At 59.6% G+C, this 25,917-nt stretch carries 22 protein-coding genes; 12 read left to right on the plus strand and 10 right to left on the minus strand.

Translation table 11 applies throughout. The features are described from left to right. Positions 1-341 precede the first annotated feature (341 nt). A complete protein-coding gene (locus B0E33_RS16665; RefSeq protein WP_077291794.1) occupies positions 342-1,664 on the minus strand; it encodes an NAD(P)/FAD-dependent oxidoreductase in 1,323 nt (440 codons plus the stop codon). A 285-nt stretch (positions 1,665-1,949) separates the two neighbouring features. On the opposite strand from B0E33_RS16665, the gene B0E33_RS16670 reads away from it, so the two are divergent. Next, positions 1,950-2,885 carry a fatty acid desaturase gene (locus tag B0E33_RS16670; protein WP_077291795.1) on the plus strand — a complete coding sequence of 312 codons (936 nt, stop codon included), beginning with the start codon at positions 1,950-1,952 and terminating at the stop codon, positions 2,883-2,885. After that, on the plus strand, positions 2,882-3,709 hold the full coding sequence (locus B0E33_RS16675; RefSeq protein ID WP_208997643.1) for a phosphate/phosphite/phosphonate ABC transporter substrate-binding protein: 828 nt from the start codon (positions 2,882-2,884) through the stop codon (positions 3,707-3,709). The genes B0E33_RS16670 and B0E33_RS16675 overlap by 4 nt, the downstream gene beginning before the upstream one ends. A 78-nt stretch (positions 3,710-3,787) precedes the next feature. On the opposite strand, the gene B0E33_RS31505 is transcribed toward B0E33_RS16675, so the two are convergent. Beyond that, a complete protein-coding gene (locus B0E33_RS31505) occupies positions 3,788-3,916 on the minus strand; it encodes a hypothetical protein (RefSeq protein WP_265733497.1) in 129 nt (42 codons plus the stop codon). Between the two features lie 168 nt (positions 3,917-4,084). Here B0E33_RS31505 and B0E33_RS16680 point away from each other — a divergent pair, with 168 nt between their 5' ends. After that, the gene (locus B0E33_RS16680) at positions 4,085-4,987 is read left to right on the plus strand and encodes a LysR substrate-binding domain-containing protein (protein ID WP_031270486.1); all 903 of its coding nucleotides are present in this window, start codon (positions 4,085-4,087) and stop codon (positions 4,985-4,987) included. A 122-nt stretch (positions 4,988-5,109) separates the two neighbouring features. Further along, positions 5,110-5,418, plus strand: a complete 309-nt coding sequence (locus B0E33_RS16685) for a hypothetical protein (RefSeq protein WP_077291796.1) — start codon at positions 5,110-5,112, stop codon at positions 5,416-5,418. A 640-nt stretch (positions 5,419-6,058) separates the two neighbouring features. On the opposite strand, the gene B0E33_RS16690 is transcribed toward B0E33_RS16685, so the two are convergent. Further along, positions 6,059-8,494, minus strand: a complete 2,436-nt coding sequence (locus B0E33_RS16690; protein ID WP_077291797.1) for a GcvT family protein — start codon at positions 8,492-8,494, stop codon at positions 6,059-6,061. Positions 8,495-8,560: 66 nt separating this feature from the next. Next, positions 8,561-10,138 (minus strand): trimethylamine methyltransferase family protein, encoded by a 1,578-nt coding sequence (locus B0E33_RS16695; RefSeq protein ID WP_077291798.1) that lies wholly within the window; start codon positions 10,136-10,138, stop codon positions 8,561-8,563. Between the two features lie 253 nt (positions 10,139-10,391). On the opposite strand from B0E33_RS16695, the gene B0E33_RS16700 reads away from it, so the two are divergent. Together B0E33_RS16700 and B0E33_RS16705 are read left to right on the plus strand one after the other, a co-directional pair. Continuing rightward, positions 10,392-11,309: a phosphotransferase gene (locus tag B0E33_RS16700; RefSeq protein WP_077293393.1), complete on the plus strand. Its 918-nt coding sequence runs from the start codon at positions 10,392-10,394 to the stop codon at positions 11,307-11,309. A 55-nt stretch (positions 11,310-11,364) separates the two neighbouring features. Beyond that, the gene (locus tag B0E33_RS16705; RefSeq protein ID WP_077291799.1) at positions 11,365-12,411 is read left to right on the plus strand and encodes an ABC transporter ATP-binding protein; all 1,047 of its coding nucleotides are present in this window, start codon (positions 11,365-11,367) and stop codon (positions 12,409-12,411) included. A gap of 71 nt (positions 12,412-12,482) precedes the next feature. On the opposite strand, the gene B0E33_RS16710 is transcribed toward B0E33_RS16705, so the two are convergent. The 3 genes from B0E33_RS16710 to B0E33_RS16720 all read right to left on the minus strand — a co-directional run bounded on the left by B0E33_RS16710 (position 12,483) and on the right by B0E33_RS16720 (position 16,526). Then, positions 12,483-14,183, minus strand: a complete 1,701-nt coding sequence (locus B0E33_RS16710) for an ABC transporter permease (protein ID WP_077293395.1) — start codon at positions 14,181-14,183, stop codon at positions 12,483-12,485. 252 nt (positions 14,184-14,435) lie between these two features. Continuing rightward, complete coding sequence (locus B0E33_RS16715; RefSeq protein ID WP_077291800.1) at positions 14,436-15,416, minus strand: ABC transporter substrate-binding protein; 981 nt, start codon at positions 15,414-15,416, stop codon at positions 14,436-14,438. Between the two features lie 189 nt (positions 15,417-15,605). Then, positions 15,606-16,526 (minus strand): MBL fold metallo-hydrolase, encoded by a 921-nt coding sequence (locus B0E33_RS16720; RefSeq protein ID WP_077291801.1) that lies wholly within the window; start codon positions 16,524-16,526, stop codon positions 15,606-15,608. Positions 16,527-16,629: 103 nt separating this feature from the next. On the opposite strand from B0E33_RS16720, the gene B0E33_RS16725 reads away from it, so the two are divergent. Both B0E33_RS16725 and gnd read left to right on the plus strand, forming a co-directional pair. Continuing rightward, complete coding sequence (locus tag B0E33_RS16725; RefSeq protein ID WP_077291802.1) at positions 16,630-17,469, plus strand: LysR family transcriptional regulator; 840 nt, start codon at positions 16,630-16,632, stop codon at positions 17,467-17,469. Between the two features lie 102 nt (positions 17,470-17,571). Continuing rightward, entirely contained in the window at positions 17,572-18,996 is a 1,425-nt protein-coding gene (gene gnd, locus B0E33_RS16730; RefSeq protein ID WP_208997645.1) for an NADP-dependent phosphogluconate dehydrogenase, read from the plus strand. Positions 18,997-19,122: 126 nt separating this feature from the next. Here gnd and B0E33_RS16735 read toward each other — a convergent pair whose 3' ends face one another. From B0E33_RS16735 to B0E33_RS16745, 3 genes are all read right to left on the minus strand, one after another. After that, a complete protein-coding gene (locus tag B0E33_RS16735; protein ID WP_077291804.1) occupies positions 19,123-19,941 on the minus strand; it encodes a sugar phosphate isomerase/epimerase family protein in 819 nt (272 codons plus the stop codon). An 85-nt stretch (positions 19,942-20,026) separates the two neighbouring features. After that, positions 20,027-20,974, minus strand: a complete 948-nt coding sequence (locus tag B0E33_RS16740; RefSeq protein WP_077291805.1) for a 2-hydroxyacid dehydrogenase — start codon at positions 20,972-20,974, stop codon at positions 20,027-20,029. Next, positions 20,971-21,384: a VOC family protein gene (locus tag B0E33_RS16745; RefSeq protein ID WP_023003365.1), complete on the minus strand. Its 414-nt coding sequence runs from the start codon at positions 21,382-21,384 to the stop codon at positions 20,971-20,973. Before B0E33_RS16745 ends, B0E33_RS16740 begins: the two co-directional genes overlap by 4 nt. A gap of 90 nt (positions 21,385-21,474) precedes the next feature. On the opposite strand from B0E33_RS16745, the gene B0E33_RS16750 reads away from it, so the two are divergent. The 4 genes from B0E33_RS16750 to B0E33_RS16770 all read left to right on the plus strand — a co-directional run bounded on the left by B0E33_RS16750 (position 21,475) and on the right by B0E33_RS16770 (position 25,810). After that, a complete protein-coding gene (locus B0E33_RS16750) occupies positions 21,475-22,347 on the plus strand; it encodes a LysR family transcriptional regulator (RefSeq protein WP_077291806.1) in 873 nt (290 codons plus the stop codon). Between the two features lie 478 nt (positions 22,348-22,825). Next, positions 22,826-23,818 carry an ABC transporter substrate-binding protein gene (locus B0E33_RS16760; protein ID WP_023003362.1) on the plus strand — a complete coding sequence of 331 codons (993 nt, stop codon included), beginning with the start codon at positions 22,826-22,828 and terminating at the stop codon, positions 23,816-23,818. An 83-nt stretch (positions 23,819-23,901) separates the two neighbouring features. Next, positions 23,902-24,786, plus strand: a complete 885-nt coding sequence (locus tag B0E33_RS16765; protein ID WP_077291808.1) for an ABC transporter permease — start codon at positions 23,902-23,904, stop codon at positions 24,784-24,786. Beyond that, complete coding sequence (locus tag B0E33_RS16770) at positions 24,779-25,810, plus strand: quaternary amine ABC transporter ATP-binding protein (protein WP_077291809.1); 1,032 nt, start codon at positions 24,779-24,781, stop codon at positions 25,808-25,810. Before B0E33_RS16765 ends, B0E33_RS16770 begins: the two co-directional genes overlap by 8 nt. Positions 25,811-25,917 lie beyond the last annotated feature (107 nt).

Below are 25,917 nucleotides of genomic sequence, written 5' to 3' on the forward strand. Positions count from 1 at the left end.
GGGGGGGCTTGAGGCCGTTATGTTCAGGCGCGCGCACCGGGCGTTCGTCCAGCGAAGCCAGACAGGAGCCGTTTCCAATCCAGACGCCAGCCTCAGACCTTGCCGTAGTTCCAACCCCAACCCCAGCCGCAGCCGTAGACCCAGGCTCAGCCCCAACCCAGTCCCAACCTCCCCCTCATCCTGAGGAGGGCCGAAGGCCTGTCTCGAAGGATGGGTAGCACACTCAGGAGCAAGTAGCCCATCCTTCGAGACGCGCACTTTCGTGCGCTCCTCAGGATGAGGGGGAGGGTTGGGGATCGCCCCTACGATTTCGGCTCAGAAGAACAGAAGCTTGAGTGAAATTACCCGAGCACCGAAAACGAACTTTCCTTCGTCAGCTCGCGCTTGCGGGAGAACGTCGCCGTGTTGAGCGTGTGGGGGACATGCTCCAGCTTGAATTGCAATGGCGTGGCGTCATGATCGTTGCCAGCTTCGCAGTAACCGATCAGATCTGTCATCAAGCGCCCGGCAACGGTTGCGTTCTTGAACTGGTTGCCGCTGGTTCCGATGGCCAGGTAGTAGCCATCGACATTGGTGCGGTCGTAAATCGGAAGCCAGTCGTCCGTCGCATCATAGAGCGCCGCAACCCCCACAGGGTGCTGGGAAACGCCCAGCTCGGGTACTCGTTGAGAGTAGCGGTAGGCATAGGTGAGACCGCGATCGGTGAGGTCCATGGCGAAATCGTCGGGATCTTCCACGAGATGCGGATCGCAGGCAGGGTTCTGGCTGCCGATCATCAACTGGCCGCCGCCACCCGGCTTGACGTAGACGGAGATGTCGTTGTCTGAAACGACGAGACCTTCGCGGGAATAATTCAGACTTTGGGGCGGGGCGATCTGAACCACTTCCTGGCGCAGCGGGCGGTGGCCGATCTTCAGTCCGGTTTCGCCTTCCAGGAGCGCGTTCACCTTGCCGGAATGCGGGCCAGCGACATTGATGACGATAGGTGCCGGGATATGTTCGCCGTTCTCAGTGAGAACACCGGTGACACGGTTGTTCTCAACGGGAATCTTGACGATCCTGGTCTTGAAGCGGAACTGCGCCCCAAGCCTGGCTGCCGCATCCTTCAGGTTGCGGGCGGCGATTTGCGGATCGTCGACGTAGCCACCTGCCGGGAAGAAGACACCGCCCTGAAGCGCGCCACCGGTCGGCATGCCGAAGTCATCGTCATCCATGGTTTTCGCCGGGGCGAAACAGTCCAGGTTGTAGCCGGGGAGTTCTTGTGTGATGCGGTCGGCCGACCAGTGTTCATAAGGGATGCCGAGGGCGTCGGCATGTTCCAGAACATGCTTCTGGTAGTTGTCGGATGCGGTCTTCATCACCAGGGTGCCGGTCTCGATGAAATGCGCCAGTTCCCCGGCGTCTTCCGTTTCCAGATAGGCCTGCCAGTTCTTCCAGTCGTGATAGCCTTCAAGGGCCATCGCCGTGCCGTCGCGCGTGGAATAATAGGTGCGGATCACCGCCGCGGAACTGGAGGTGGAGCCATAGCCGGCTGCCGGCAGGGCGTCGACATTCAGTGTCTTGTAGCCCTTGCGCGTCATGGACAATGCGATGGCGCAACCGATGATGCCGGCACCGATGATAATCACGTCATGGCGGTTCGGCGTTTCGTTTGATGTTGGCATGGCAGTCCTTCCTTCCGGCGTTTCGCCCAGAACAGAGGACAGTCCCTTTTTTGTCTAGCGGCAAAACCGCCACTTGATGTTCCGATCCAGTCATATCGTTTGTCGGAAAGGCTGCAGATGCAGCTAAAAATCATCATCTGTTTACAAATAAAACCATCATGCTGAGTTTGCTAAATATCGTGGAATTTGTTCTCAAGTCTCAAATTGTCCTGAAGATGGCCCGCGCGCATAGTCAAGCCAGTTCATGTCGGTTTACGCCGATTTTTCAAACATTTGGAGACTTCCTTGCCGCGCGCGAAATTCTGCGAGTGGCCGACATTGGCCCTGATTCTGGCCACCTCGTCGGCTTGGTTTTTGTTGATAGGGTTCTATTCCGAGCTTGGACCTTTCGTGGTCTGCCCCCTGGCAGCGATCCTGGTGACACTGCAATCCTCACTGCAACACGAGGTGCTTCATGGTCACCCCACGCGCAGTCCCGCACTCAACGAAGCCCTGGTCTACTGCTCGTTCGGCCTGTGCGTGCCGTATCGCCGCTTCAAGTCTCTTCACCTGCGCCATCATAACAACGACCGGCTGACGGATCCTTATGACGATCCGGAAAGCTACTATCTGGCCTGGTCAGACTGGCAGAGCCTTCCTCGTCCGATACAAATGATCCTGACGATCAACAACACGCTATTGGGCCGGCTGCTGATCGGACCGATGGTATCGATGGTCGGTTTCGTGGGAGCCGAAATCCGGATGATGCTTGCGGGGGACAAGGTCGTCATGCGCGCCTGGGCACATCATGTTGCCGGTGTGGTGCCGCTTGTCCTGTTTGTCACTCTGGTCGGCGGCATGCCGTTCTGGCTGTATGTTCTCGGCGTCGCCTATCCGGGCATGAGCCTGTTGATGCTGCGCACCTATGCGGAGCACCGTGCGCATGAACATGCGGAGGCGCGGTCGATCATCGTCGAGTTCTGCCCGGTGTTCTCGCTTCTGTTTCTGAACAATAATCTCCATGTCGTTCATCACGCCAATCCGCGGGCACCCTGGTATCATCTTCCGAAGATTTACCGCGCTGCCCGCTCGGAATGGCAGGAGCGGAACGGCGGCTATGTCTTTGCGAGCTATTTCCAGTTGGCCAGGCACTATTTTTTCAAGGTGAAGGAGCCTGTTGTGCACCCGATCAAATACAATGAGACCAGCGGATTTCCTGCCGCGGAAAAGGCGGTGTCTTGACCGGTGGATCTTTTCTAGCTGTCCGGCTGCCGATGTACGACTGGCCGGAGGTACGTCATGCCACGCGGGATCTTGAAAGCGCGCTCCAGGGCGCGCTTTGCCGCGTTCTGGGACTGAGTGAAGGCGATATCCGGCCATGGCAGGATGGGCAAGATCTGGTGGAGGCCTGGACGGACCCGGATCTCCTCTTGTCGCAAACCTGCGGATACCCCCTGACCCATGCGCTCGCAGGCAAGGTCCGGCTCGTGGGGACGCCTCATTACGATGCCGAAGGGTGCGATGGCCCAAGATATTGCAGTCAGCTGATCGTCAAGCGTGACAGCTCCCACCAAAACCTGGAGGGCCTGCGCGGTCACCGGGCGGTTTTCAACGGGTCGGACAGCCAGTCAGGCATGAATACTTTCCGTCACGCGGTGGCGCAGCTTGATACTGAAGGCGCTTTCTTTTCAGACGTCATTGTGAGCGGGAGCCACCTGGCGTCGTTGAAGGCCGTTGCGGAGGGCAAGGCCGACATCGCTTCCATCGATGCAGTCTGCTGGGCACTGGTCTGCCGGGAAATACCGGAGCTGGCGGCGCAAGTTCGGCCGCTTGCCCGCACAGCATCTGCGCCCGGGTTGCCGCTGATCACTTCCCGCCGTTTCAGCGATGGGGAACACGCTCTTATTCGCGATACCGTTGCCGAGGTGCTTTCAGCGCCTGAAACGCAACAAAGCCGTGAACGCCTTGGCATTCACGGCTTTTCGAAACTGTCTTCCGACGATTACGCGGTTATCTTGAAGATGGAAACCGAGGCGGCAGAGCGCGGGTATCCCGTGCTGGCCTGACGCTGGTTTCAAACCCTCTGGAAAATTGTCAGATTGCCGGCTTCAGGCCGGCAATCGGCAGTTATCCAGATCGTCGGATCAGCGTTTCTTGGACTTCTGAGCTTCGCGCTGGCGCAGGGCCTGGTTCATACGAACCAGCTCTGCCGTGGTGTGTCCGCTGACGACACCCATGAGGTTGGTGCCGAGGGCTTGTGCAAGATAGGTCATGGCGTTGCCAATCCTGAGCGTATTCGATTGTTACAAGAAAGTGCGGTCCACTGCTTAAACGCGAGGCCGCTTGCCTGCTATATGGGTAGAACTTGCAGTTCAATCAATCGAATAGTATTCATCTATTCGTTCAAAAAAATTGAACTGAACTTCCGGGAAATCTGGACCATGCAAAAGTTGCCCGGCACAGGCATGCCGCTGATCGATCTGGATCTTTACAGGACCTTTTTGGTAATCGCGGAAACCTCAAGTTTTTCAAAAGCTTCCGAGCTTGTTGGGCGAACGCCGTCAGCAGTTTCAATGCAGATCAAAAAACTTGAATCGATCCTCGGGGTTTCGGTGTTCGCCCGGGAAGGGCGCACCGTACGTATGACTACGGAAGGCGAAGCTTTGCTTGGATATGCGCGGCGTATCCTGATGCTGAACGAGGAAGCTGTTTCGCTGTTCCTGTCTCCTGAAGTGGAAGGCGAAGTCCGCTTCGGAGCGCCGTCCGATTTCGGCACCAGGTTCCTGCCCAACATACTTTCACGCTTTGCACGCTCTCATCCTGGTGTGAACGTGGACGTGCATCTCGATGGCAGTCCGATGCTGGATGAGAAGGTGAAGAAGGGGGAGCTGGACCTTGCGCTCTTTACCGCCCGTCCGGGTACCGCACTGGCGCGGGGAGGCACAATCGTCTTCACCGAGCCGCTGGTCTGGGTAGGACTGGAAGGTGGTATCGCCTATGAGCGCGATCCTTTGCCGCTTGCCGTTTCCACGCCCGGGTGCCCCTGGCGCAGAGCTGCGCGGGTTGCGCTGGACGATGCCCAGAAGCCTTACCGCGTTTCCTACACCAGCTTTCACAGCGCCGGCCAGGAAGCCGCGCTGCTGGCGGACCTTGCCGTGGCTCCCTTTCCGGCGAGTGTTGTCGAGGCGCCCCTGATGGCCCTGGACGAACGGCATGGCCTGCCGGAAATCGGCGACTATCACATTCTCATGGCCGAGCGGGCTCATGCGGGCAAAGCCACTCATGCGTTCGCCAAGCATGTTGCCGAAAGCTTCAAGGACCTCAGCCACGGCGTCTCGGCCTGAAGTCAGTCTGTCGCGTTAACCATAATTTCCGTTTCACGGGACAAACCCGCAGGACCTCTGGCGCAAAAGTTAACGAGCGGTTACGATTCATGGTAAATGAAGCGTTAACAGCGAGACGTGTCATGAATTCCATCTGCAAAACCCTGCTGGCCGCAGCCGGCTTTAGCATCGCCCTTGGAGCCGCGGTGCAGGCCGAAAGCGGCACGACGCGCATTGTCCACGACGAACCTTATGGTGCCATCGTGACCAAGGAAGCCGGTGTGCTGGTGTTCCGCGGCCTGCCACCGACCCGCAAGGTAATCGTCAATCCGGACGGCAAGACACCGCTGGAACTGAAGCAGACCGAAGTGACCGAGACCAACGTGATGGTCTTTGCCGATCAAAGCGATTACGTGCGCGCCCTCGGGCCGAAGATCATCCGGTTGAAGTAAAGGCCGAGAACCGGTCTGCAGGCGTGTTCTGATAAGCCGACTGGTTTCTGCCATCGGTTTGCTTAGGTCGCATGATAATCTGCCAGTCCCCACCAAACTCCTCATCCGGAGGAGGGCTGAAAGCCCGTCTCTAAGGATGGGTCACTTGTGTTGGCGTTTGCCGCCCATCCTTCGAGACGGCGCTTCGCGCCTCCTCAGGATGAGGGGGGAGACGTTCGGGATGAGGGGAGCGGAAAGCGGAGTTCAGCAAAGGCGAAGAATCGGGGTGTTCCGGATGGAGTGACTGCGCAGGTCTCTGAATCGATCTGTCGCTCTGCGCTCTTCGGAACTCGGCAGGTATCCTCAGTGCTGGGACGCTCTTGTCCGCTCAACAGTCCTCGTCTTCCCTGCCTTTTCGTGCCGACCCCACCTCCGGTAAATCCCAATCTTTCCCTACACCAACCCCTCATCCTAAGGAGGGCCGGAGGCCCGTCTCGAAGGATGGGCCGCTTGTTCCCGAGTATGCTGCCCATCCTTCGAGACGGCGCTTTGCGCCTCCTCAGGATGAGGTTGAGGGGAGGGGAGCCCGGGAGGATAGGAGGAGGTGGAGTTCAGGAGGGGGAGGCGGTCGTTGGGGTGTTGGTCCGACGACCGGATGCATTTACATGCGCATGCGTTCGGCTTTCGGGTCGAACAGCGGTTCGCTGATGATGGTGGCCTTGCGGCGCTCGCCGAGGATTTCGATCTCGAAGGCGCCTTCCTGCGTGTTCGTTGCCAGTTCCGAAGGAATATACCCTTGTGCGAGGGATTTCCGCAGGTAGTGAGCGTAGCCGCCGGAAGTCACCCAGCCGATCACCTTGCCATCGTGCCACACGGGCTCATCGCCCATGACGTCGGCGTCCGACGCGTCGACCACGAAGCTGACACGCAGGCGCTTCGGGCCTTCATCGAATTCTTTCTGAGCCGCCTCCTTGCCGATGAAGGTGTCCTTGGACAGCTTCACGAACCGGCCAAGATCGGCTTCGAATGCGCCGTAGATCGGGCGGAACTCGCGGAACCAGGTGCCGAAGTTCTTTTCCAGTCGCAGGCAGAGCAGGGCGCGCATGCCGAAGTTGACGATGTTGAACTCGGCTCCGGCCTTCATCAGCGCATCATAGACCTGACGCTGGTACTCCGGCGCCATCCAGATCTCGTAGCCAAGGTCGCCCGTGTAGGTGATGCGATTGACCTTGCAGGGGGCGTTGGCAACGTCCATTTCGCGGAAGTCCATGAACCGGAAGGCCTCGCCCGAGACATCGTCTCCGGTGATCTTCTCCAGAACCTTGCGCGAATTGGGACCGGCGATGGAGAGGCCAACCCAGCCGAGGTTGATTGCGCGGATCGTCACCGAGCCGTCCTCTGGCAGGTGCTTCTCGAACCAGCGCATGTGATAGATCTCGGCCTGGGACGAGCCCCACATGTAGAACTTCTGGTCGCTGGCCCGGGCGATGGTGAAATCACCGATCAGTTTGCCGTTCTCGTTCAGCATCGGCGTCAGGATGATGCGGCCGACCTTCGGCATTGTGTTGGTCATCAAAAGCGACAGGAAGCTTTCCGCGCCTGGCCCGGTGATCTCGTATTTGGCGAAGTTGGCCGTCTCCGTCACGCCCACGCTCTCGCGCACAGCCCGGCACTCGGCGCCGATGTGCTCAAAATCGTTGGAGCGGTGGTAGGAAACGATGTCCCTGGCTTCCACGCCTTCCGGAGCGAACCAGAGCGGTGTTTCCAGGCCCCAGCTGTCGCCCATGACGGCGCCTTGCGCCAGCATGCGGTCGTAAAGCGGGGTTGTCTGCTGCGGGCGGGCGGCCGGAAGTTCCTCGTTGGGGAAACGGATCCGGAACCGGCGGCGGTAATTTTCCTGAACCTTGGCATTGGTATAGGAGAGCGTTGCCCAGGTGCCGTAGCGGGCAACATCCATGCCCCAGATGTCGTAGCCGGGGTCGCCGTTGATCATCCAGTTGGCGAGCGTCAGGCCGACACCGCCGCCCTGGCTGAACCCGGCCATGACGCCGCAGGCCACCCAGTAGTTCCGAAGACCGCGAACCGGGCCGACCAGCGGGTTGCCGTCCGGCGCGAAGGTGAAAGGCCCATTGATGATCTGCTTGATGCCGGCATTCTGCAGGGCGGGGAAATGCTCGAAGCCGACTTCCAGCTCCGGCGCGATCCGGTCGAGATCCGGCGCCAGCAGTTCGTGGCCGAAATCCCAGGGGGTCTGGCGCGGGCTCCACGGGCGGCAGTTCTGCTCGTAGGTGCCGAGCAGTACGCCCTTGCCTTCCTGACGGGTGTAGATCTCACCGCCGAAATCCAGAACGCCGATCAGTTCCTTGCCGGTGGCCTCGTTGTGTGAGGTCACTTCCTCCATCTCGTCGGTCAGGAGGTACATGTGCTCCATGGCGAGCACCGGCAGTTCGATGCCGACCATGCGCCCGCATTCGCGTGCCCACAGGCCACCGGCGTTGACCACGTGTTCGGCGTGGATCGTGCCCTTGTTGGTGATGACATCCCAGGTGCCGTCGGGCGTCTGAACCAGTTCTTCCACCTTGGTGTGGCGCAGGACGGTCGCGCCGTTGACGCGGGCCGCCTTGGCATAGGCATGGGTGGTGCCGGAGGGGTCGAGATGGCCTTCAATCGGGTCCCAGAGCGCGCCGATGAAGTGTTTCTCGTCCAGAAGCGGGAACATCTTCTTGGCTTCGGAGACCGAGATCAGCTCCAGGTCCATGCCGAGATAGCGCCCCTTGGCCTGGGCAAGACGCAGGAAATCCATCCGCTCGGGCGTATCGGCCAGCATGACACCGCCGGTCAGGTGCAGGCTGCAGGACTGGCCGGAAATTTCTTCCAGTTCCTTGTAGAGGTCGACGGTGTAACTTTGCAGCTGGGCTACGTTCGGATCGCCGTTCAGGGTGTGGAAGCCGCCTGCTGCGTGCCAGGAGGAGCCGGATGTCAGTTCGTCGCGCTCGATCAGCGTGACGTCTTTCCAGCCGAGCTTGGTCAGGTGATACAGAACGCTGCAGCCGACAACGCCACCGCCAATGACAACAACCTGAGTGTGGGTATTCATGCAATCTGCTCCGGAAGCGCCTGCTCTTGCGCGGCAGGCCGTGTTCGAACGTTAAACGTGAAATGATCAAAAGTCGGTCGGGGCGCCGCCCTCGGCCTTTCGCCTCTCGACAAAGGCGGTGATTTCCTCGTCGATGGCCGGATCAAGCGGGGGCTGCTCATAGGCTTCCAGAGCCTTCTTGTAGAGCATGTTCGCCTTGTCGTAGGCGGTCGGGCTGCCTGCTTCCGACCAGCTTTCGTAATTGCGCCAGTCGGAAACGATGGGCGCGTAGAAAGCGTCCTTGTAACGGTCCTTGGTGTGCTGGGTGCCGAAGAAGTGGCCCGCCGGTCCGACCTCGCGGATCGCATCGACGGCAAGGGCTGCCTCTGACACATCAAGCGGCGTCAGGTATTCGGCGATCTTCTGGAGCAGATCGATGTCGGTGATGAATTTCTCGAAACCCGCACTCAGTCCGCCTTCCAGCCATCCGGCGGCATGCTTGATGATATGGGCCCCGCCGTTGATCGCGCCCCATTCCGACAAGGTGGTTTCCAGCGCGGCCTGATAGTCGACCGTGTTGGCCGCGCAAACGCCTGACGACCTGTAGGGAAGATGATAGCGCCGGGCGAGCTGGCCGCCGACGATTGCTGCCTTCATGTATTCCGGCGTGCCGAAGGCCGGCGCGCCGGATTTCATGTCGACGTTGGACGTGAAGCCGCCATAAACCACCGGCACACCCGGCCGCACAATCTGGGCGAAGGCGATCCCGGCAAGGGCTTCCGCGTTCTGCAGGGTCAGCGCGCCGGCAACGGTGACCGGAGCCATGGCACCGGCAAGAGTGAAAGGCGTGACGATGGAAACCTGTCCGGCCTTGGCCATTTCGATCAGGCCTTGCAGCATTGGTGTGTCGAGCCTCAGTGGCGAGGACGTGTTGATGACCGTTGCCACGCACGGCGTCTCGACGAATTCCTCCGGGGTAAGGCCGTAGCCGATCCGGGTCAGTTCCAGTCCGTCGAGGTTGCGCTCCTTGCCGAGCGAATAGATGTGATAGACCTTGTCGGTGAGCCGCAGCATGTCTGCAACGCAGTCGAGATGGCGCACGGAAGCGTGGATATCGACCGGTTCGACCGGGTAGCCCATGACGCAGTGAATGATGTTGAAGAACTGCGACAGTTTCAGGAAGTTGCGATAGTCCTCCTGGTTGCCCGGGCGGCGGCCGTGGTCGCGGTCGACGGCATTGGGGGCGCTGGCCACACAGGAAAAGGCAAGAGCATCGCCGCCCACCTGCAGATCATGCGCCCGGTTGCGCGCACGGATCGTGAATTCGGCCGGGGCCTTGGCAACAAGCTCTTCCACCATCGCCCGGTCCATGCGTACACGGTCTTCACCCGGCTTGATGTCGGCCCCGGCATCTTTCAGGATCTGCTTTGCTTCCTCGTGCAGGAAGTCGATGCCGATCTCTTCCAGAACGCGCATGGATGCGTCGTGGATCGCTTCAAGTTCGTCAGCGGAAACGGCTTCCAAGGGCTTGAAGATATGCCGCGGCTGCTTGAAGGGTTTTTGCGGAAAGAGATCCGGACCGGTCTTCTCGCCGCCCCTGCGCCGCCGTCCGCGCCGTGCGGGAGCCGTCTCGGCAAGCGAGGCCGTTTCGATGTCATGCGTCATGTCGTCCGCCACTTTTCCTGAAAGCCGGACCTGATGCCCTGGAAAGGCTTGGGCGCGGCCCGGTCTGCGCCATCTCATCAGACGTTACTTGAGAGGGGACTTTCAGCGGGCAGTCTCAGAACGACGGCCAGTGCTTCAACTCCGACATCCGGCACCGTGTCCTCGATCCAGCCGTGGTCTCGCCAATCGGAGGGCTTGACGGAAAGGGACTTCAAAGCGATCAGAACAAGGAGACTTTTTGTGGGGACCCTTGGTGCGCGTGTTGTTGTCGGATTCGGAACTGCTGTCTTTTCTGAAAACGCTACTGCCGGTGAAGGACTGGTCAGTTGCACGGCTGCGACCGTTGCCGGTCGCCTATACCGCCCGGTTCTGGCGCCTGGACACGCCTGGCCGAAGCTATGTTATCAAGGAGTTCTTCCCCGAAAACGAAGACAATCCTCTCTATCCGACCTTGCCAAGGCAGGAGGCGGACGCCCTTGCCGTTCTAGCCCGCCATGGCCTGTCGCCGGAACTTGAAGCTTTCACCTACAGTCCGGCGAAAACACCGCTGTTGATCTATGGCTATCCGACCCCCGTCGACAACGAGATTGATGTCGGAGAAGCCGCCGAGCTGATCGGTCGGTTTGCCGCCTTGAGTGAACCGGTGCCGGGACACCAGACCGTTCCGGCCGGATATCACGAGGTGCTGGCGCGGGGCGATGCCATGCTGGCGCTCATTCCGCATAGCCGCAAGGCGGCGAACCTGAAGCGGTCGCGCCCTGCGGACGGCGCCGTCAAAAAGCGCGAGATCAAGCGTTCACTCGTTCATCGCAGTTTCTGTCTCGGCACGATCCAGGCAACCGGCGATGGTGCCCGGCTGATCGATTGGCAATTCGCCGGGCTTGGTGACCCGGTCGAGGATATCGCCTGTTTTGTCTCGCCCGGTCTTGCAACGCTCTATGGCCTTCATCCGCTTGTCGCCCATGCGGAGGAAATGTTCCTGACGCGTTATCCTGACCAGGAGACGGTCGAGCATTTTCTGAAGGAGCGCGGCGCCTATCACTGGTGCCTTGCAGCCTATTGCCTGTTCCGCCACGAAACACTGATGCATTCCAACGCCCCGGCGGCCAGGGCCTATGGCCGCGCGCTGGAAGAGGAAGTCGACCTGCTGCTGCGTTTGCGGGGCCGATGAAGGGCGTTTGCAGCAGTTGTAATCAATCTGTCATGGGAGAAGGCTAACGGGAGGCATGTCCATCCAGCTTGCTTCCGTTTCCAAGTCCTTCGATGCCCATAAGGCGCTGAACAGCGTGTCCCTTTCGATTGAGGACGGCACGTTTTTCGTGGTGCTCGGCCCGTCCGGTTGCGGCAAGTCGACCTTGCTGCGCGCCATTGCCGGGTTGGAGCCGGTCGATGCGGGAGAGATCAAACTCAGTGGGCAGGCCGTTGCCGGCAAGGGCCTGCACCTGCCGCCCGAGCAGCGTCAGGTGGGAGTGGTGTTTCAGTCCTATGCGCTGTGGCCGCACATGAATGTTGCCGCCAATGTCGCCTTTCCGCTGGAGACGGCGGGAGAAAGGCGGAGCGCGGTGACGGCCCGTGTGGCGGAGTGCCTGGAAACGGTGGCCTTGACACCGTTCCGGCAGCGCAAGCCGGCCGAACTTTCTGGCGGTCAGCGCCAACGGGTGGCGCTGGCGCGGTGCCTGGCGCAGGGCGCGCGCACCGTCCTGATGGACGAGCCTCTCGCCAATCTCGATCCGCATCTGCGCAGCACGATGGAAGAAGAGCTGGCGGCATTCCACAGGGCGAGCGGCGCGACGACGCTTTTCATTACGCACGATCAGCGCGAGGCAATGGCCCTTGCCGACAAGGTGGCAGTGATGTGGGATGGCAGCATCCTGCAGGCGGACGATCCCGACACGCTTTACCGCCGTCCGAATTCGAAGAAGGTTGCCGGTTTCATCGGCCGCAGCACCCTCGTTCCGGTGGATGTGCTGCGAGTTGAAAACGGCAAGGCGCAAGTGCGCTTCGGCAATGTTATCGCGGTCGTCGATTGCCCTGACCAAACAATTTCGGGCCCTGCAACTTTGTTGCTCAGGCCGGAACATCTGGTGCTCGCAACGGGCACTTCCGGCTTCGAGGCAACGGTCGAACGGACGATCTACCGGGGTGGCTATTGGGAAGTTTTCGTCCGTCTGAAAGGCCTTTCGCAATTGCTTCTCATGGTGCTTCACCGAAAGGCGGAACCTGGCGAGCTCCTGCAGCTCGATATCCTGCGCGGCTGGGTGTTGCCGGAGTGAGTTTTGTTACTTGTTGTCACCCCGGGCAAAGCGCAGCGCAGACCCGGGATGACAAGAGTTTCGGCTATCCCTCAATCCTTCCAGGGGATCGTCCCGGCCGGAACCCTGCGGGCCAGTGCATTCATTGTCAGCATGATCAAAATCGTTGCGGCGACGACCACAACCGACATGGCGGCGGCAAGCGTAGTGTAGCCGCCGTCTTCGTAGTTGAAGATTGTCGTGCCGATGGTCTCGTTGCCGGTGGACCAGAGCAGGGCGGAGACCGTGACCTCGTTGTAAGCGGTCAGGAACACCAGGATTGCACCGGAGGCAGCCGCGGGAGCTGCGAGCGGGGTGAAGATCCTTGTCATGCGCCGGTAGAACCCGGCGCCAGCCACCCGAGCCGCATCTTCCAATGAACCATCCATTTGCAGGAAGGCGGCGGCAACCGGTTTCAGGCCCACCGCCAGGAAAACGGAGACATAGGCAATCAGGATGATCCAGAGGGTGCCGTAGAGCGAGATGTTGAAAAGCGGCAGGGGGCGGATGAACGCCAGGATGAAGGCGATCGACATCACCAGGCCGGGCACGGCAAAGGCGACTTCCGACTGTGTGAGCGCAAGGCTCGCCCAGGTTCTGTGAGCCGGTTTCCGATGGGCGAGAAAATAGGCCAAGAACAGGCTGATGACAGCAATGACAAGCGCGGCAACCCCGGCAATGAAAGTTGAGTTGGCGAAGGCCCTGAGTGTGACGGACTGGCGCCAGAGTACCTCGGTGAAGTTTTCGAGTGTCAGGGTTTCCGCAGACAGCGGCAGGCCGTAAGTGCGGACCAGCGAGGTCGCCAGCAGCGAGGCTGTCGGCAGCAGCAGCACGAAGGCGACGAACAGCCAGAGAGTGGCTTCCACAAAGGGACGCTTGCGGCCAAGGGCGATCGCCAGAGGGTCTTGCGGCAGACCGATGAGGCTGGTGCGCAGGCGCCGCTGCAGCACACCTTGCAGCAGGATTGCGGCAAGGGCGACAACGGCCAGGATAACAGAAATGACCGCCACGTTTGGCAGGACATCCGGACCGAAGCTTGCCAGCCTTCGCCAGACCAGAACGGGCAAGGTGGTGTAGCGCGCCGGTATGCCGATCAGGGCATTGATGCCGAAGTTGCCAAGTGCGGCAACGAAGGCGAGCGCAAAACCGGCCAGCAGGGATGGCGCGAGCAACGGCAAGGTGATCCTGCGCAACATCAAGAAGCTTCCGGAGCCGGAAACGCGGGCCGCGTCTGAGAGTTCGCGCGGAAACGACCTCAACGCGGCACGGACAAGCAGGAACACCAGCGGGCTGTGCTGCAGGGTCAGAAGCAGGACGAGGCCTTCGCGGGAGTAGAGAGGGTGGGTGGAGCCGAGTTCCGGAGCCAGCCCAAGCCAGCGCAACACCGGACTGCCCGGGCCGAGCGCCTGTATCCAGGCAATTGCCGTTACATGCGGCGGGATCATCATCGGCAGCAGGATCAGGAAGACCAGCAGGCCCTTGGCGCGAATATCGGTGAGGCCAATCAGCAGTGCGAGCAGGGTGCCGAGCGCGGTTGCTGCCAGTGCCGACAAGAAACTGCTCTCAACGGAATGCCAAAGTGCGCTTCGGACCGACCGGCTCTGCACGGCTTCCATCAACGGGCCGAGGTCGAGACCGCCATCACTCGTCAGCCCGGTCTTGAACAAAAGCAGCAGCGGCAGGCCGCAGATCAGCGTTGCACCAAGCACAAGCGCGAGGAGGGTGGTCTTTTCGGAAAGCTTCGATAGCTGCACAGGGATTTGCCGTTGCTTCTCGCAGTCATTCCGGACAAGTGAGGCGTAGCCGAGCGATGATCCGGAATCCAGACATGTTTCGCGCCGGAGACGCGGCCAAATTCCAAATGGAACAGTATTCGCTTTGCTCATGCTGATGTCTGGATTCCGGAGCAGCATGAGCAAAGCTGCATTTGTCCGGAATGACGGGGGAACGGAAAAAAGCAGCGAAGCTTCCGCCACGCTGCCCGTTGTCGAAAGGAGGCGTTGGCCTTATCCGCCGAAGATCTCGGAGAATTTCATCTTGTCGGCCTGGTCCTGTTCCAGGGCCTTGGCCGGATCGAAATCCATGAGCTTGATCTGGTCGCGAGCGGGGAAGCCCTCCGGAGCCGGGACGCCCGGGTGCGCCGGCAAATAGCCCTGGGATGCGGCAAGCTTCTGACCGTCTTCAGAAATCAGGAAGTCGACAAATGCCTTGGCGGCATCCGGATTCTGGGCAGTGGAGAGGATCGCAACCGGCTCGGTGACGGCGGAAACGCCTTCTTCCGGGAAGACGAACTCAACCGGTGCGCCTTTTACCTTTTCGCGGATCGGCAGGAAGTCGACGACGAAGCCGTAGAGTTTCTCGCCACCGGCAATCGCCTTGTAGACGCCGCCATTGCCGCCCTGCGGGTTGGCGCCCTGGTCTGCGAGGCCTTCGTAATAGGCCCAGCCAAGCTCCGGGTTGGAGGTCAGCGCAGTCATGTGGATGGTCGCGGCGCCGGAGGTCAGCGGCGACGGCATTGCCAGCTTGTCCTTTGCTTCCGGCTTCAGGAGATCCTTATAGGAGGTCGGCTTCATCGGCGCGTTGGTGTTGTACATGATGCCGGTGGTGATCAGTTTGGTGGAGAAGTAGCTCTTGTCCTTGTCCATGATCGCCGGATCGTAGGCGGAAACGTCGGCTGCCTCATGCGCCATCAGACGACCTTCCTGCTTCAGGCTCTCCATGGTCACCATGTCGGCGATCAGCAGTACGTCCGGCTTCGGCGCGCCGGCTTCGAATTCGGCCAGCAGCTTCGCCATGATCTTGGTGGTGCCGTCACGGACCCACTCGACTTCAACGCCCGGATGCGCCGCGGTGAAGGCATCGACGGTTGCCTGGGCGTCGGCGTTCGGCTGGGAGGTGTAGAGCACGAGCTTGCCGGTAACATCTTCGGCGTAAGCGGAGGCGGATGCCGCGGCCAGGAGGCCGGCTGCGATCAGAAGCTTTTTCATGTGACAGATCCTTTGCACAGAGCAGCAAAAGGGTTGCGGATGAAAATCGCCTATCAGCTCTACATGACAGTTTTATTCAGACAGCGAGTATTTTTACGGGTAATTTTGCCGGCTAAGTTTAGTTTGTTGGAGGCGTTTGCGGCAGCCGGCATCTCCTTTGGAGACGCCGGTGCCCCGTTGTTTTCGTGGTCAGACGTAACTTACGCAGGTGCCTTCCGAAACAAGATCCAGTCCCTGCGTCTTGCCGGCAAGCGCAGTCGGCAGGCTGGTGACGGGTTCAAGATAAAGCGCGTAAGTGGAGTGATGGATCGGCAGTACCTTGCCAGGCCGGAGCTTATCCACGAAATCGGCGGCATGATTTGCGCCCATGCTGATCTGCCCGAGGGGTCCTGAAGTGCCGACGCCGCCAAGATGTGGAATGAGCACGTCCGGCGATCCGAAACCCTTGAGCGCGTCGAGGACATTTGGCGTCGGGAAGGTATCGCCGGTCCAATAGACCGACTTTGCCCAGTCGCCCTGGCGGATCTCCAGCCAGTAGCCATTACCTGGGCCAAGCAGCGAGGCAATCTCCGGGTTTTCCGAGTGTTCGGCAGGTAGTGCGGTCAGCGAGAGCGTGACGTCACCTCTGGTGATCACGTGAGGTTTCATCCAGTCGGCTACCTGAACCTGCGTGAACCCCTTTGCGGTCAATCGCTCCCGGTCATGTGAGGGAACGAGGAATGGCATGTCCGGGGCAATTGCGCTTTCCGCCGTCTGGTCGAAATGATCTTCATGCAGGTGGGACAGCAGGACTTGATCCACCCTGGAAAGATCGACACCGCGAAACGGGGTCAGCCGTTTGTGTGCCACCACGTCGGGTCCCGTGGCGAGATCGAACATCTCGTTGGGATCACCCATGCGGAATGCTTCCTCACCTTCACCGAAAGCCGGGTCGGTCAGGAGGGTGAGGCCCCCGCATTCGATCAGCATGGTTGCACCGCCGAGCCAGGTGATGTCGAGCCGGGGAGATCCTGTTGCGGTTCTTGCGGGAGCGGACGAAACACCGGTCAAGATTGCCGGAGCAGCCAGCGACATGGTGCCGACTGACTTCAGAAAACTGCGCCGTTTCATGGGAATACCTCTTGGGACCGTTGATGGTGCGTTGTAGGTAGACCGCAGATATTGTTCGGTGTAGCTGTATAAAAATGAACAATCTGGCTGAAAATGTCGCGCAATGACAACGTTGGCACATCTGGAAACCTTTGTTGAAGTGGCCGGTCTTGGCAGTTTCGCTGCTGCCGCTCGGCAGCTCGACTTGCCGAGATCGACAGTGACCGCTCGTATCAAGGCGCTGGAGGAAGAGCTTGGCGTCGCCCTGTTCCAACGCACGACCAGGCAGGTGCGCCTGACGGTGGAAGGCGAGGCCTACCGGGAAAAGGTGCAGCCGGCCTTGCGGGATCTGGAGGAGGCCGGAGAACAGCTGAAATCGGCACAGGCGCCGCAGGGGATGGTGCGTGTGTCCGTCCCGGTCGACCTGCCGCTGGATGTTCTGGCAGAGGCGATGGCCAGCTTCAACTTACTATATCCGGAGGTCCGGATCGAAGTGCATGTCAGCGATCGACCCGTTGATCTGACCGGCGAGCGGTTCGACTTCGCCCTCCGCGGCAACCGGGTTGCATCGGAAAGTGTCATCGTCCGCAAGATCGCCTCCAGTTTCCTTGTTCTTGTTGCCCGGCCGGAGCTCATGGAAGAGGCGTCGTTCGGCGAGCTGTTGACGTCAGGACGGGTGATCGATCCCGCCGAAGTGCTGGTGGAGGCAGGGCAAGGAGGAGGCGCCCCTGTTTACAGGACGCGAAACCTGCAGCTTGCGCTGGCCCTGGTGCTGAATGGCGGTGTGGCGGGTATCTTGCCGAAATCGATGTGTGCCGAATTCCTGGCGGATGGACGGTTGGTCGAGGCTGCGTGTCCGGTCGATCTGCCGGAGCTGCCGCTCTTTGCGGTCCTGCCGTCACGACGGTTCATCCCCAAGCGCGTTCGCCTGCTGGTGGATCATCTGGCAAGTGCTTTCGGCTGATCGGATTTTACACGGTCTTGCCCCAACCAGACATTGCCGTTGGGCAGCTTGTCGGCTATCACCGCCCCACCAGACATTAATCGATTTATGAAAGGCATGTTCATGAGCTCAAACGGCGCGGCCGCGGAAATCGGCCTGATCGGTCTCGGTACCATGGGTGGCAACCTTGCGCTCAATATTGCCGAACATGGCTTTCAGATCGCGGTGTTCAACCGGACCACGGAGAAGACTGACCAATTCATGGCGAAGGCCGGGGAACTCGCGCCGAAACTGGTTCCGACCAAGACGCTGGAAGACTTCGTCGCGTCCATCAAGACCCCGCGCGCGGTGATCCTGATGGTTCCGGCCGGTGAAGCGGTCGATGCACAGATCGAGGCTCTGCGGCCACTGCTCGACGCAGGCGATCTCATCATCGATGCGGGCAATGCCAATTACCACGACACCAACCGCCGCGCGGCGGAAGCTGCCGAAAAAGGCCCTCGCTTCATGGGGATCGGTGTTTCCGGTGGCGAGGAAGGCGCGCGCTTCGGTCCGTCCATCATGGGCGGTGGTGCGAAGGACGCCTGGGATCAGGTCGGCCATATTCTGGAAGCGATTTCCGCAAAACACGAAGAAACGCCCTGCGCGGCCTTTCTGGGTGAAGCGGGCGCGGGTCATCTGGTCAAGACCGTCCACAACGGCATCGAATATGCCGATATGCAGATGATTGCCGAAGTCTACGGCGTCATGCGCGACGGTTTCGGCATGTCGGCTTCAGAGATCGGGGATGTCTTCGAGAAGTGGAATGGCGGCATCCTGCAGTCCTACCTGATCGAGATTTCCGGCAAGGTTGCCAAGACGGCGGATCCGGACACCGGCAAACCGATGCTCGACATCATCCTGGACAAGGCAGGCCAGAAAGGCACTGGCCGCTGGACGGCCATCGAGGCGCTGATGCTGGGCACCCCGGCAAGCGCCATCGAGGCGGCCGTTGCCGTGCGCAACATGTCCGCGCGGTATGAGGAGCGCAAGGAAGGCGAAGCCGAATTTGGCGCAGCTCCGAGCGGCATGGACCGCGAGGCCGTGACGATCGATGCGCTGGAAGCAGCTCTCGTTGCCGGCAAGATCATCTGTTATGCGCAAGGCTTCGGTCTGATCCTGGAAGCGGCCAAACAATATGGCTGGGCAATGCCCCTGCCGGAAATCGCCAAGATCTGGCGTAACGGCTGCATCATTCGCTCGTCCATGCTGAACGACATGTCGTCCGCACTGTCCGACGACGCCGAACGCAACCTGATGCTGGCGCCGTTCTTCTCGGCAAAGCTGAAGGAAACCGAAGCGATGCTTCGCCAGGTCGTTGCCCAGTCCGCGCTGCATGGTTTGCCGGTACCGGCCCTTTCGGCGGCGCTGTCCTATTTCGACATCATGCGCACCGGCCGCTCAACTGCCAACATGCTTCAGGGCCAGCGCGATTTCTTCGGCGCCCATGGCTTTGAGCGCACCGACAAGGACGGCGGCGGCTACCACGGCCCCTGGGCGATGGGCTGAGGCCAAGAAAATCAGACGCTCAGGCTTTCGCCTGGGCGTCATTGCGGCTCGGCGTGTGCCCTGCGAAGCACTTGTCCGCAATGACGGCGCACGGTTTTGCGCCGCCTCGCAGTGCCGTCCTGGTGGTTACTGCGCCAGTCCAAGTGCCGCCATGTTGGCAATTGACGCCGGCAGGCCGGAATGGTCGCGCAGTTCGATGATCAGACGGGGATCACTCTCGAGTTTGGAAAGTGCGCCGAACACCGAGTGCCAGTTGATGGTGCCCTGCCCAAGCGTCCAGTGGCGGTCGGCGTAGCCATCCGCGTCCTGCAGGTGGATATGGCGCAGACGATTGCCGGCGGCCCTGACGAAGTAATCGACCGGCGGGGCGCCAGTCGTGCCATGGGCATAGTGAGCGTGTCCGGTATCGATAGAGACTTTCACCGCCTGTGAACCGAAGCTCTCGGCAAGCTCTATCCGGGCATAAGGGTCCTTGTCCTCGATGTTCTCGATGACGAGTTCGCAACCGATATCTTCTGCCCGCTTGACTGCGTCGCTCATGGTCAGGTGACAGAGCTCTATCTTGCGCTGCCGGGCATTTTCATAATTGTCGAGGTTGTAGTAGTCCCAGGTCGTATAGGGGCTGTGCACGACCATATGGGTGCCGCCCAGTGCCTCGCAGACTTCCAGTCCTTGCAACAGGCGCTTGCGTACGATCTCGCGGACATCCACGTCCATGCTGTCGACGGTGAAGCCGAAGAAGGGGCCGTGAATGCCGACACGGCCCTGATGGCCGTCCAGCAGTTTTCGGGCCTTCTCGACAATCGGTTTCCAGTCGCCGTTCAGCACTTCTGCCGGCCAGAAGTCCTGAAGTTCCAGATCCCGCGGTTTGTCCAGCATCAGATTGCGATGGGTTTCCAGCGCGTCGACTGTCAGCGCGGCACCAAGAATTGGGAGATCGGTCATGAAACACCTTTGAAGGAGACGAAACGGTTGTCGCCTGATTAGAGGCTGATCCTTGACACTATTGCGACGGAGAGCGGATCAAATTTCAGTATCCACGTTCCCGGTCGACGGCTGGGGGAACCGTACCGTCTTCAAAATACCGGCCGATGTTGTCTGCCACGATCCTGGACGCTGTGCTGATGATGGTCGGGGCGGATATGTGCGGCAGCACCGTGACCTTGTCATGATCCCACAGCGGACTTGACGGTGGCAGGGGCTCTTCATCGAAGACGTCGAGAACGGCATGGCCGAGCGGGCCGTTGTCGAGTTTGTTGATGAGAGCGGCAGTGTCGATAATAGGGCCTCGGGCGAAGTTGATGATCGAGGCGCCCTTCTTGCAGGCGCTCAGCTCGTCCTGGCCGAGCAATCCGCGTGTTTCATCGGTCAGGGGCATCAGCAGGACGATGAAATCCGACTGGCCGAGCACCTCCAGAAGGCCATCGCGACCATGCCGGCAGGCTATGCCTTCAATTGATTTTTCGTTACGGCTCCAGCCGAGTACGTTGAAGCCGTTGGCTTTCATCCGCAAGGCGGCCACTGCGCCGAGCTTGCCAAGACCCAGAACACCAACCGTGCGTTCCTGTGGACGTTCGAGTACATGGTCCTGCCAGACCTTCTGCCGCTGCTGGGCAATGTATCGGGGCATGCCCCTGTGCAGGTAAAGCGTCCAGGCAAGAACCGCTTCCGACATGGTTTCCGCCATTTGCGGATCCGTCAGGCGGACGATTTTCGGACCGTTTGCGGGAAGCTCACCCATCAGGCGCTCCACCCCGGCCCACAGGCTTTGTACCCAGACCAGATTGGGAAGTGCCGCCACATTGGCGGGGTCGGGATTGGCGACGATGGCAACGCGCGCTTCAGATCGTTGGTCTTCCGTCAGGTCTTCGAACAGCTTGACCTCGGCGATGCCGTCGAGAGCTTTCGGCAGTGCTTCGCGCCAGCTCTGGCGCTCATCAGGGCTTGCAGAGGAAACAAAGGGAACGACGGGCCTCATGCGGCGAAAACCCCGGCTTCATCGGCAAAGCCCTTGATTTCGATTGGGTTGCCGGAAGGGTCCTTGAAAAACATGGTGCTCTGCTCGCCGGGTTGGCCCTCGAACCGGACGGTCGGGGCGATGACGAAGGCGAGGTTAGCGTCTGTCAGTTTTTGCGCAAGCGTCTTCCAGGTCTCCATGTCCAGCACCACGCCCAGGTGCGGCATCGGCACCATGTGATCACCGACCTTGCCGGTGTTGGTCGTCTCGAAAGGCTTGCCGAGATGGAGGGACACCTGATGGCCGAAGAAGTTGAAGTCGACCCAGGTCTGCGTGCTGCGGCCTTCCTTGCAGCCAAGCAGGCCGCCGTAGAACGCGCGGGCTTCGTCCAGATCGGTTACGTGATAGGCAAGGTGAAAACAGGGTTGCATCGCTCGGCTCCTTTGAAAATGGATGTTGAGTAGCAGATCCGATTCAAAACATTTAAGATGTTTTTCTGCTTCTGAGCGAAGGAAAATGTTTTGGACACCCGATTTCTTGAAAGCCTGTTGGCCGTTGCCGAAACCGGATCCATTGCTGCGGCTGCGCGGCAGCAGGGGCTCACGGCCGCTGCCGTCAGCCAGCGTATTCGTGTGCTGGAAGCCGAATTGGGGGCAACGCTTCTCAACCGAACGGCACACGCAGCCCTGCCGACCGAAACCTGTTTCCGGCTGTTGCCCGCAGCACGTCGCCTTGTGCGGGACGCGGAGCAGCTGACAAACCGCATAGATGCTGATGGATTAAGCGGTCCATTTCGGCTTGGGGCGGTATCGACGGCCCTTTCGGACAACGTGCCCGCGGTCATCCAGCAGTTCCGGCAAAAGGCGCCTCAGGCGGTGCTGACCGTTCGGCCCGGCACGTCGGCCGATCTTTACGAAGGATTGCGCAGCGGGGCGTTGGACGCGGCCATTACGGTTGCCGCCCCATTTGAATTGCCCAAGGACATCATCTGCAGAACACTGGAGGCGCAGGCTATCGTTCATGCCTTGCCGCCCGAACGCGATCTATCCAAATCCGAGGCAGGAAAACTGCCCTGGATTGTCTATGACAGGCAATCGTGGGGCGGCCGCAAACTCTGGGCGGATTTTGGCGCGTTGGTTGGCGAAGAACACATCCTGTGTGAACTCGATGCTCCGGAAACGATCGCACAGATGGTGTCTCAGGGAGCTGGACAGGCGATTTTGCCCGTCTGGCGAGGGTTGCGGATGCATGGTCCGGAGATGACCTTCAAAGATCTTCAGGGCGGGGCCGGACGCGAAATGGTTTTCTTGCGAAAGCACACTTGTGCCGCACCGGTACTTGCCGACCTCGTGCACAAGGTGTTGCGCGATCAGGTCATCAGTACACATGGTTAAATTCGGCACTTACTGGTTGATCTTATTGAGTTTAAACACCTTTTAAGGGTGAAAAGAATCACTGTCATAGTAAGAAAATTATGTGTCATGACGAATACCGGCATTAAAATGTCGTTTGCAGGCATGTTCACGAAATTTGACGTATGAATGGTATGAGAATTGCGACTATACTGTTGTGCTAGGAGCCTCTTAATGCAATTGTATTGGTCGTTGGGCCTGAGCTCGGTACAAATACCGAGTATGACCTTCTTCTCAAGTAGAGACGGCGGTCAGGCTTATTTCGAGCAAGAACAACGTATATGCGTCAAATGAAGGCTGAATTAATAAGATTTAATCTAGAGGCCTTCAGGGCTCAATTCTGTTCTCAACTCGTTATTCTTTTCCATTGGACGCGCAGGGAGGTGATTGCTTTCACGGAAGCTTTCGCGCGCCGCGCCCAATTCAATCTCAAGCAAACAGACTGCACAGGAGCATCCTCATGAAGAAGTTGTTTGTCTCGGTCGCCGCGACCGCTCTTATCGGCATGGCCTCGTCCGCCATGGCAGAAGAGTGCGGCACGGTCACCGTTGCGGAAATGAACTGGGCGTCGGCAGGCGCTATTTCGCAGATCGACAAGATCATTCTGGAAAACGGCTACGGCTGTACCGTTGAACTGGTGAGTGGCGATACCATGCCGACATTCACCTCCATGAATGAAAAAGGCGAACCGGACATGGCTCCGGAACTCTGGATCAACGCCGTGCGCGAGCCTCTCGACAAGGCAGTTGCCGAAGGTTCCCTGATCATCGGCGGTGAAATCCTGAACGAAGGCGGCGTCGAAGGCTTCTGGGTCCCGACCTATATCGCCGAAGAGCATGACATCTACACCGTCAAGGATGCCTTGGCACATCCGGAACTGTTCCCCGGCGCGGAAGACGAAAGCAAGGGTGCCTTCTTCACCTGCCCTGCAGGCTGGAACTGCCGCATCACCACCGGCAACCTGTTCCGCGCCTTCGGCTTCGACAAGGGCGGCTTCGAACTGGTCGATCCGGGTTCCGCTGCGGGCCTTGACGGTGCGTTGGCAAAAGCCAACGAGCGCAAGGAAGGCTGGCTCGGTTACTATTGGGCACCGACCGCGATCCTCGGCAAGTACGACATGACCCTGCTCGACTTCGAAGTCCCGCATGACAAGGAAGAGTGGGACACCTGCACCGTGATCGAGGACTGCCCGGAGCCGAAGCCGAACTCCTGGGTGAAGTCTGAAGTCTTTACCGTCGTCACCGACGACTTCGCCAACAAGGCAGGCCCGGCCATGGAGTACATCAAGGGCCGCACCTGGGATAACCGGACGGCCGGCAAGGTTCTTGCCTGGATGACCGACAACCAGGCTGCCAACGAAGATGGCGCATACTATTTCCTCGAAAACTTCGAAGATGTCTGGACCCAGTGGGTCAGCCCGGAAGTCGCTGAAAAAGTGAAAGCCGCGCTCTGACAGGCAAAAGAAACAACAGGGGCCGCTCCAATGGTGCGGCCCCAACCATTTGGGGCAAAAACTAAACCATCGGGACAACAAAGATGGATTGGATAGAATTTCCATCGCTGGGTCGAACAGACCTGCTGGCGATCAAGAAGACAATCGACGGTTCGTTCAGAGGCTTCACCAGAACCTACGGCGACTATATCGACAACTTTTTCAACCCCTTGCAAGATTTCCTGGTCTTCCTCGAAAACCTTCTGATCAACTCGCCCTGGCCGATCATTCTCGCGGTTTTCGCGCTGGCGGTTTACTTATTGAGCCGCAAGATCAGTGTTACGGTCGGAACGGTTCTGGCCCTGGTGTTCATCGGGGTGTTCGGGCTCTGGGAAGACACCATGCGCACCGTCGCCATGGTTACCGTATGCACCTTGCTGGCAATTGTTCTGGGAATTCCGATCGGCATCGTGATGGCGCGGTCCGATCGTGTTCAGGGTTTCGTCAATCCGATCCTGGACCTGATGCAGACGATGCCGAGCTTCGTCTACCTCATTCCCGTTGTGATGATTTTCGGTATCGGCAAGGTCCCGGGTCTGATAGCCGTCGTGATTTACGCCATTCCGCCGATGATCCGCCTGACAAATCTGGGTATCCGGCTTGTCGATACGGATGTGCTTGAAGCTGCTGATGCCTTTGGATCCAGCGCCCGTCAGAAGCTGATGAACGTTCAGCTTCCGTTGGCTTTGCCGACCATCATGGCCGGGATCAACCAGTGCATCATGATGTCGCTTTCCATGGTTGTTGTTGCTTCCATGATCGGCGTACGTGGACTTGGGCAGGAAGTGCTTGTTGCCATTAACAACCAGTACCTGACAGCAGGTATGCTCAGCGGCCTGTCCATCGTCGCGATCGCGATCATCTTCGACCGCGCAACCCAGGCTTTCGGCAAGCGCCTTCAGAAACACTCGGAGGTGGTTCATGGCTGAGGCAACGGGTATCGAGATCAAGAATCTCTACAAGATCTTCGGATCGAACGGCAAGGAGATGGTCAAGAAGGTCAAGGACGGCATGTCCAAGTCCGAGTTGAACGAGAAATTCAACCATGTGCTTGGCCTCAACGACATCAACATCTCCATGCCAGGTGGCAAGATCCAGGTGGTGATGGGCCTTTCCGGCTCGGGCAAATCCACCTTGATCCGCCATATCAACCGGTTGATCGACCCGACCGATGGCGAAGTGCTTTATGGCAACGACGATGTCTGCAAGATGTCTCAGGCAGAACTTCGGGAATTCCGCCGCCACAAGACGGCGATGGTGTTCCAGAAGTTCGCGCTGCTGCCACACCGCACGGTGATGAAGAACGCCATCTACGGCCTGGAAATCCAGGGTGTGCCGGTCAAGGAAGCTGAAGAGCGTGCGGCCCGCTGGATTGCCCGCGTCGGGCTGGAAGGGTTCGAGAACCACTATCCCAACCAGCTGTCCGGCGGCATGCAGCAGCGTGTGGGGCTTGCGCGCGCACTCACCAACGATGCTGACATTCTGCTGATGGACGAGGCGTTCTCGGCGCTCGACCCGCTAATCCGCATGGACATGCAGACCGTGCTTCTCGACCTTCAGGAAGAGCTGCACAAGACCATCGTCTTCATCACCCACGATCTGGACGAGGCGCTGCGCCTTGGCGACAGGATCGCGATCCTGCGCGACGGGGCAGTTGTGCAGCAGGGGACCGGGCAGGAAATCGTTCTGAAGCCTGCGGACGCCTACATTGCCGACTTCGTCAAGGAAGTGAACCGTGGCCGGGTGATCCTGGTCGACACGGTCATGGATACGTCCCGGACGCTGGAAAACGGACCGACGATTTCCAGCGGCATCCTGCTGGAAGAAGCGGCCCGGACCTTTGCCGACACGGGCGAGGGCGAGGCAAACATCGTCAACAGCGATGGCCGTCCGATCGGCGTGCTCAACGTGCATGACACGATCTATGCGATGGTGACGCCGGCAACCCACTGAGCCAATGAAGTGTGAAAACATCAAAACCCCGGAGTTCGCTCCGGGGTTTTTTGTATCCTGGGCGGCAACCTCCACTCTTTCTCGGAAGAAGCCTCGGTGTACCTGCA

Source organism: Roseibium algicola (assembly GCF_001999245.1).
GTDB classification, from domain to species: Bacteria; Pseudomonadota; Alphaproteobacteria; order Rhizobiales; family Stappiaceae; genus Roseibium; species Roseibium algicola.